This window comes from Micromonospora sp. S4605, from assembly GCF_003176715.1.
Taxonomy (GTDB): domain Bacteria; phylum Actinomycetota; class Actinomycetes; order Mycobacteriales; family Micromonosporaceae; genus Micromonospora; species Micromonospora echinaurantiaca.
This window is the reverse complement of record NZ_QGSW01000233.1, coordinates 39,033-47,498: the sequence shown is the minus strand read 5'-3', so window position 1 is coordinate 47,498 and position 8,466 is coordinate 39,033. Positions and strand designations below refer to the sequence as shown.

General features: G+C 73.8%; 3 protein-coding genes. 1 reads left to right on the top strand and 2 read right to left on the bottom strand.

What is annotated here, in order from left to right; all coding sequences use genetic code 11:
• Positions 1 to 1,667 (top strand): exo-alpha-sialidase (locus DLJ47_RS20000; protein WP_146228151.1); only part of this gene is annotated, 1,667 nt, incomplete at its 5' end.
• A gap of 134 nt (positions 1,668 to 1,801) precedes the next feature.
• On the opposite strand, the gene DLJ47_RS19995 is transcribed toward DLJ47_RS20000, so the two are convergent.
• A complete protein-coding gene (locus DLJ47_RS19995; RefSeq protein WP_146228150.1) occupies positions 1,802 to 5,650 on the bottom strand; it encodes a carboxypeptidase regulatory-like domain-containing protein in 3,849 nt (1,282 codons plus the stop codon).
• Between the two features lie 66 nt (positions 5,651 to 5,716).
• Complete coding sequence (locus tag DLJ47_RS19990; RefSeq protein ID WP_109901561.1) at positions 5,717 to 8,311, bottom strand: M4 family metallopeptidase; 2,595 nt, start codon at positions 8,309 to 8,311, stop codon at positions 5,717 to 5,719.
• Positions 8,312 to 8,466: the final 155 nt, after the last annotated feature.

Below are 8,466 nucleotides of genomic sequence, written 5' to 3'. Positions count from 1 at the left end.
CCGCCCACGCCGCCCCCACCTGCGTCCCCGCGACGGCCAGCGCCGACTGCGTGGCCAGCCGGCTGATCCTGACGCTCGACAACCGCAGCACGACAGCACAGACCTACACCGTCACCTGGCCCGGACGTCCCGGCTCGCCGTGGACCCGGACAGTGGCCGCCGGCGGCAGCACCCAGCTGTACTGGACCCTGGCGGCCGGTACCGCGTACACGCTGCGGACCACCACCCCGACCGGGTTGGACGACACCGCCGCCGGCATCTTCCACTGCGGCACCGGCATGTCCGCGCTGACCAGCTTCGACTGCACGGCCAGCCGGCTCCAGCTCGTGCTGGAGAACCGCACCACGACCGCACGGGACTTCACCGTCACCTGGCCCGGGCGCACCGGTTCACCGTGGACCCGCACCGTCGCCGCCGGCGGGAACCTCCTGCACTACTGGACGGTCCCCGCCGGCACCCCGTACACCCTGCGGGTCACCGCCCTGGGCTTCGACACCACCCAACGGGGCGTCGCCGCCTGCGGCCTGGCCGCCGGCGCCCCGCAGATGACCACGACCACCCTGCTGACCACGCAGACCGTCATCCGCAACCTCAACGGCGCCAACGGCCGCTACGACGGCACGGCGGCCTCGGTCCGCATCCCGGGCCTGGCGGTCACCAACAACGGCACCGTCGTCGCCGTCGCCGACGCCCGGGTCGACGGCTCGTACGACCTGGGCGGCGGCACCAACAACATCCAGCTCGCCATGACCCGCAGCACCGACGGCGGCCGTACCTTCGAGCAGCCGCGCGTCATCCACGCCCCCGCCACCACCCGCGAGGGAGCCGGCGACCCCAGCCTGCTGGTGGACCGCGACACCGGCGTCGTCTACTGCTTCTTCACCTACTCCCCCAGGCCGGGCATCAGCTTCTGGTCCGGCGGCTCCGGCGTCAACACCGCCGACGACCCGAACAGCCTGCATCTGCGCTACATCACCAGCCGGGACGACGGCGCCACCTGGAGCGCGCCGGTGGAGCTGAACCCGGTGCTCAAGGACCCGGCGTGGCAGCAGGTGTTCTTCTCCTCCGGCCACGGCATCCAGACCAGCACCGGGCGGCTGGTCCAGCCGATCGTCTACCGGGACGCCGCCGGCACCAGCCACGCCGGCAACGTCTACAGCGACGACCACGGTGCCACCTGGCGGCGCGGCGGGTCCGCCGGCGCGAACATCAACGAGAGCAAGGCGATCGAGCGCGGCAGCGGAGCCGTCGTGCAGAACATGCGCCACAACTCGACCCGCAGCCGGTTCTACGCCACGTCCACCGACGCGGGCGCGACGTTCGGCCCGGCCACGGCCAGCGCCGCGCTCACCGATCCGCTGTGCAACGCCGACGAGCTGTCCTACCTGCGACCGTCGGACGTGGGCGCGAACGGGGCGCCGGTACGCACCCGTACCGCGCTGTTCAGCAACAACGCGCACCCGACCGCGCGCAACGACCTCACCGTCCGGCTGTCCACCGACGACGGTGCCAGCTGGCCGGCCCGGGCGCTGCTCAAGCCGGGCGGCGCCGGCTACTCGACGATGGCCGTGCTGTCCGACGGGACGATCGGCAACCTGTACGAGGTCGGCAACACCGGCGGCATCCACTTCGCCCGCTTCAGCCTCGACTGGGTCAAGGGGGCCTGACCGCGGTCGCCCGCCGGGCCCGAGGTGGAGGATGCGGTGCGGGCCGTGGTGCTCGGGCCGGACAGCGACCACCCGGGTCGAGCCCGGCGACGGTGGATGCGGGGCGCCGCCCGCCCCGCATCCACCCGCCGCCGTCAGCCGATCGGCGTCACCGGCACGTCCCGGCGCACGGTGCCGTACGGCGCGTCGAGTCGGAGCTGCGCGGTGCCGGGGAAGTGACCGGCGGCGTCGACCGCGAGGTCCCAGGCGCCCAGCGGCACCCGCAGCGTGAACGTGCCGGTGGCGTCGGTGACGACCTCCTCCTCGACCTCCTCCAGCCGCAGGAACTCCACCGTCGCCCCGGCCAGCGGCGCCCCGGTGGTCGCGTCGGTGACGACACCGGTGACGGTGCCCGGCGGCAGGAACCGCACCGACTGCCCGGAACGCAGCCGCTCGTCGTGGTAGCTGTACTCCTGCGCGTGGAAGGAGTCGGCGTCCTCGATGCCGACGGTCGCACCGTCGCCGCGTCCGGCAGCGGTGTCGGGCAGCAGCCGGTGCTGCACGTCGATGCGGCCGTTCTCGTGCAGCACCGCGTCGACGCTGATCCGCTCGCCGTCGAGCAGCATGTCCTGCCAGGAGACCATGAACCGGCGGTTCGGCGCGGTGCCGGCAGTGCCGTGGGTCACCCGGGACGACGCGTCCATGGCGAGGGCGTCCCAGAACGCGTACACCGCGGCATCCGGGCTGGACGTGCTGGGCAGGAAATTGTTGGAGCCGCTCTGGTGGTCCGACGGCTCGAACGTCAGGTAGCCGTAGCGGGACACGTACGCGGTCCGGTACGGCTGGCCGTACAGCCGGAACTCGAACGGCAGCGCGACAGCGGTCGGCGGCCCGTACTCGCTGGTCGTCACCGTCGTGCCGGCGACGCTCGGCTCCACCGAGCCCAGCACGCACTGGTAGCCGAACCCGTCCGCGCCGTCCACCACGCCCATCGGGGCGATCACCGTGACGTCGTTGACGGCGTCGCCGCCGATGATCGTCGGCAGGTAGAGCCGCCCGTCGCGCTGGCAGCCGGGGACGCTGGCGTAGACGTAGGTGGCCACGTCGGACTCGGGGACCTTGGTGAACCGGTACGCCCCGTCCGCGCCGGTGGTCATCCGCACGATCGGCAGCTCGCTGTGCGAGAGCCACACGTCCGCCCCCCGCACCGGTTGACCGAGCGAGTCCCGGATCACGCCGCTCACCGTGCGCTCGTTGAGCGACAGCCGCACGTCGTGGCGCACCCGCGCGCCGCTGGTGTCCAGCACCACGGTGGACCGGTGGATCCCGAACGTGACCAGCGAGACGTCAACGGTGTAGGTGCCCAGCGGCAGGTGCAGCACGTACGTGCCGTCGGCCGCGGCGGTGGTGGTCACCGCTGGCGCGTCACCGGTGACCGCCGAGATCAGCGCGTTGGCGGCCGGTGACCCGTCGGGCTTGGTGACCGTGCCGTACAGCGAACCGGCCGCCCGGAACGTGATCGCGCTGTGCGGGCGCAGCGCCGCCACGTCGCGGGAGTACTCCAACCCGACCGTGCCGGTCTGGTTCTCCACGCCCACGCTCGCGCCCGCGCCGCGGGCCACGGCGGCGGAGGTCAGGTCGCCGTAGTGCACGGTGACCGCGCCGGTCTCCGACAGTTCGGCCGCGAAGGTGACCCGCTGCGTCTCGTCCTCCCAGAAGGTCACGTTGCGCCACTCGACCACGAACCGCCGGTCCGGCGCGGTGCCGTAGCTGGCGGTGCGCACCGTGGCCTGGGCGTCGACGACCAGGTCGTCCCAGAACGCGAAGACCGACGCGTTCGGCGTGGACGGGTTGGGCACCTCGCGGTTGATGGAGTTGTCAGCGGCCCGGTCGAAGCTGAGGAACCCGTTGGTGGCCACCCACATGGTGGTGTGGTTGCGGCCGTAGAACGGCACCGGGAACGGCAGGTTCACCTGCGCCGACTCGTCGTCACCGGTGAGCGCCAGCGCGGTGGTGCCGGTCGGGAACGGCGCGGTGGTGCCGTTGCACTGGTAGCCGGAGCTGTCCACCTGGGCCGGCGGGTACAGGTCGACCGTCTCCGGCCCGTCGACCGTCACCTGCCGGCTGCCCGCGCTGAGGCAGCGGCCCGCGCCGAACGTGAGGGTGTACCCGCCGACCGGCACGTTGTCGATCCGGTACGCCCCGTCGGGCCCGGTGACGACCGGGGGCAGCGGCGTGGCCAGCAGCTTCACCGAGATGCCGGCCGCACCCACGCCGCCCGGGTCGCGGACCACCCCGCTGACCGCGTGCCGGGCCAGCGCGACCAGGGTCAGGTCGGCGGTGGCGGTGCTGTCGGCGGTCACGGTCACCGAGGTGGCGCCGTCACTGAACCCGAACGCCTTCACCGCCACCGTGTAGCCGCCGGGCGGAACGCTGACGCTGTACCGGCCGGTGGCGTCGGTGGTGGCCACCCGCTCGGTGCGGTTGGGCCCGTTGAGCCGCACCGACGCGCCGGCGACCGGCCCGTCGGACCCCCGCACGACGCCGGTGAGCGTGCCGCGGGGGCCGCGGGGCGCGGCGGCGACCGCGGCGTGCACGTCGAGGCGGCCCTTGCCCCACACCGGGTTGTCGGCCGCGGTGCCGCCGCACTGCGCGTCGGCGACGTCGACCGCGCCGCCGTCGAGCAGGGCCCGGGTCGCCGGGATGTCGCCGATCAGTTCGGGGGCCGCCGACCACAGCAGTGCGACCGCCCCGGAGACGTGCGGCGCCGCCATCGAGGTGCCGTTGTACGCCTCGTACCGTCCGCCCGGCAACGAGGAGACCACCGCGACGCCGGGCGCCGCGATGTCGGGCTTGATCTCCGCGGCGGCCGTGCCCCGGCTGGAGAAGTCGGCGATGGCGCCCTCGGCGTCGAATGCCGCCACCGCGTACGCCTGGGGGTAATCGGCGGGTGATCCGACGGTGTCGCAGTCGGGGCCGCTGTTGCCCGCCGAGAAGACCGGCATGATGCCGACCTCGATCCACCGGCTGACCACCTGGCTGTAGAACGGGTCGCTGTTCGGCGACCCCCACGAGTTGTTGACGATGTGCGGGGCGAGGTCGGGACGGCTGGTGAAGGTGTCGTCGAACGGTGCCATCACCCACTCGCCGGCCAGCAGCAGGGCCAGTTCGGTGCAGCCGCTGCCGACGCAGCCGCGGGCGGCCACCCACCGCGCGCCGGGCGCGACGCCGATCTGGGTGCCGTCGCCGTCGTCGCCGACCATCGTGCCCATCGTGTGGGTGCCGTGGCCGTTGGTGTCGCAGGGCGCGGTGCGGCACTGCCCGTACGGGTCGTACCAGTTGAACCGGTGGTCGAACACGCCGTCGCCGACGTTGCCCCGGTACTGGCGGACCAGCGCGGGGTGGTCGAACTGCACCCCGCTGTCGATGCTGGCGACCACGATGCCCTCACCGCGCACGCCGTACCGCGACCACACCTGCGGTGCCTGGATGCGGTCGATGTTCCACTCGACCGCCGCGGCCGCCGCGGCCCGCTGCACCGGGGTCGGCTCGGGCAGCTGGAAGGTGCGCATGGTGCGTACGGTGCGCACCTCGGGCCGGCGGGCCAGTTCGGCGGCGAGCTTCGCGTCGGCGTCCTCGACGTGGACCGCGTTGACGATCCAGAACGGGTGGTGGCCCACCCGGCGCTGGGTGAGCAGCTGCCGGATGCCGCGCTGGCTGCGTTCGGCGAGCGCGGACAGGGTCCGCTGACCGTAGGCGGTGCGCTGGGCGTGGGTACGCAGCTCGCGGGCCGGGCGCAGGTCGGCGCGCTCGGCCAGCTCGACGATCAGGTCGGCGGTGCGCCCGCCGGCCAGCGCCTGGCGCGCCGCGGGCTGGAGCTTGTCGGCCGGGGCACCGGCCACGGGGGCGGGAGCGGTGAGCAGCGCGGCGGCCAGCACGCCGGCCACTGCGGCGGCGAGCCGCCGCACGGCGCGGGACCGTGGGGCGGGAAGGGATGGATGCATGGAGGTCCTCGTCTGGGCGTGCGGTGGTGGCGGGCGCGGGTGCGCCCGCCACCACCGGAGAAGGAATCAGCCGACGTGCGTGTCGAGGTACGACAGCGCCTGGTTGGCGGTCAGCCCGGACAGCGCCGGGAAGTTCGCCTTGCCGAGTTCGGTCTCGATGACCGACGCCAGTTCGCCGCCACCGGCCGCCCGGTCGGCGGCCGCGTAGTCGCGCAGCAGCGTCTCCAGCTCGGTGAGCATCGCCGCCGTCACCACGGTGCCGTCACCGTCCGGGGTGCCGACGGTCTGCAGCACAGGTTGCAGCGTCTGCATCGCGTGGGCGGTGCGCCGGCGCAGGTCGTCGTCGGCGGTCATCAGCGCGATCGCCCGGTCGCCGCCGTCGGCGTAGATGACCTCGTAGTGCCGCAGGGCCGGGGTGCGCCCGTCGGCGAACAGGTCCCGCACGTGCAGCAGCGCGCCGAGCACCGCGTCCACGCCCGGGCCCTGCGGTTCCAGGCCCTCCGGGCCCACCCCGGTCAGCGAGGTGTCGGCGATGCACAGGCAGTCCTGCCGATCCTGCTCGTACACGCCGTCGACACCGACCGCGGTCCACGCGGCGGCCGCCTCCTTGGCCTCGGTCGAGCCCTTGCCGTACAGCTTGTTGGCCGACTCGATGAAGCCGACCCGGGAGTCGGTGAACCGGGCCCGCGGGGCCAGGTAGGTGGTCAGGGTGCGGTAGGCGATCCGGGCCGCCTTCTCGATGCCGATCTTCTGCGACAGTAGGTAGAACGCCTTGTTCTGGATGCCCGAGTTGGTGTGCACGCCACCCATGTCCAGGCAGCTGCGCTCGAAGTCGCGGTAGTGGCCGGGATCGCCGTAGGCCGGCGGGTCGGCCATGCTGCGCAGCGCGCCGCCGGGAATGCCGGTGCCGACCAGCCAGTCGTTGCTGCCGGTGGCGAACTTCTCCACCGCCTCGGCGAAGATGTCGGAGAAGCTCTCGTTGAGCGCCCCGGACTGGTACATGTACCACAGGTCGGCCGTCTCGAAGGTGACCCCGTGGGTCAACTCGTGCGCCACCACGTCCAGCTTGGTCATCTCCTCGCCGAACACCATGGTGTCGATGACGTCCGGGATGAACATCGCGTTGCGCATCGGTCGGTCCGGGTTCTGCCGCACCCGCACCAGCGCCCGCAGCTGGCCACCCTCGTCGTCGAAGCTGTCCCGGCCGAAGGTCTGGTGGTAGTAGTCGTAGGTGTGGCCGAGGTTGTCGTACGCCTCGTCCACGTCCTGGATGCCGCTCGGTCCGTCGCCCTCCGCCCGCTTCGGGGACACCGGCACCTTGTCGTCGGAGAGCTTGTTCAGGTCGTAGATGCGCCGGTTCTTGGCGTGCGCTGTGCGCGGCAGCGCGTACACCAGCCGGCCGGTCGCCGCGTCGACGAAGTACGACGTCGACACGCCCTGCCGGACGTCGGTGAGCCAGACGTGCCAGGCCAGCACGGTCGGCGTACGCCGGCCCGGATCCGCCCCGGCGGGCAGGAGGTACAGCTTCGCCGGCTCCACCAACGACCCGTCGGGCAGGGCGCGGCGGGCGTTCGCCGTCGCGGTCTCCGCGCTGACCGCGGCGCTGACCCGGTCCACGATCAGGTCCGGCTCCAGCGAGTTGGTCAGGAACTCCACCGTGCGGCCGGTGGCGTCCAGGTGCACGCCGACCCGGGAGCCGTAGACCGGCACCCCGCCCACGTGCTGCTCGAACCACACGTGCCGCTCGCCGGTCCGCTCGCGCTGCTCGCGCAGCGGCCGTAGCTGGGCGCTCGCGTCGGCCACCCCGAACAGACCCGAGTTGCGCCGCAGCCAGCCCGGCACGTCCCCGCCGAGGCGGCTGGACAGGCTCAGCATCGACGGTGTCCCGCGCCACGGCTCGAACGCGGCGAGCGGTGCCTGGCCCTGCTCGGCGGTGACCCGCGCGAGTGCGGCGGCCACTCCGGCCCGCCGGTAGCCGTTGGGCGCGGGCGTCGGGTCGCCCACGAACGGCACCACCCGCTCGGCCGGCGGTCCCGCGGGCTGCGCCGCGGCCGGCTGCCCGACCACCACGCCCGCCGCCACCAGCACCAGGGCGAGCACCCCGGCCCGGGCCGGGGTGGCCAGCGCCCGCGTCCCGCGCCGGGGCAGCGCGGCCGCGACCAGCTGGGCCGTTCCGGCCCAGGCCAGGGCGGCCAGCCCGGCGAGCCAGGCCGGCGAGGCGAGGTGCACCAGCGGATCCGTCGCGGTGGCCGCGCCCGCGGCCGACAGGCCCGCGATCAGGGTCGCGTAGCCGCCGGCGGCCAGCGCGGCCGCACCGGGCGACCGCGGGCGGCGGCGGGCCCGCCAGGCCAGCACCACCGCCGCGGCCAGCGGGCCGGCCACCAGCAGGGCCAGCTGGGAGCCGCTCAGCAGCATGGCGACCGGATACAACCGGCCGCCGGTGGCGCCGATGCTCCAGTCCAGCGGCGCGCCGGTGCTCGCGGCGACCGCGGCGGCCAGGCCGGTCAGGTCGCCGGCCAGGTAGGCGCCCACCGGCCCGGCCGCGCCGCCGGCCAGCGACCGCAGCACCAGCCAGCAGACGGCGACTGTCACCGCCGTGGCGAGCAGGGCGTCGCCGCCGGCGACCAGCCACGGTCGCAGGCGGCGTACGAGTACAGGCACGATGAACCTCCCAGTGGACGCGATGGGCGGGTGATGCAGCTGCCCGAACGGATCGATCGTCGTGAGATCCGATCGCGCGAAGGATCATCCCGGCCGGTTGCAGAAAGCCTGCAGACGGCTTGCCGCGCGGCGGCCATAATGGACGGCCGGAGGTG

What these genes read in the sequence shown, in the direction of transcription:
- DLJ47_RS19995 (WP_146228150.1), bottom strand. Translation starts at nt 5,650, where the DNA reads ATGCATCCATCCCTTCCCGCCCCACGGTCCCGCGCCGTGCGGCGGCTC.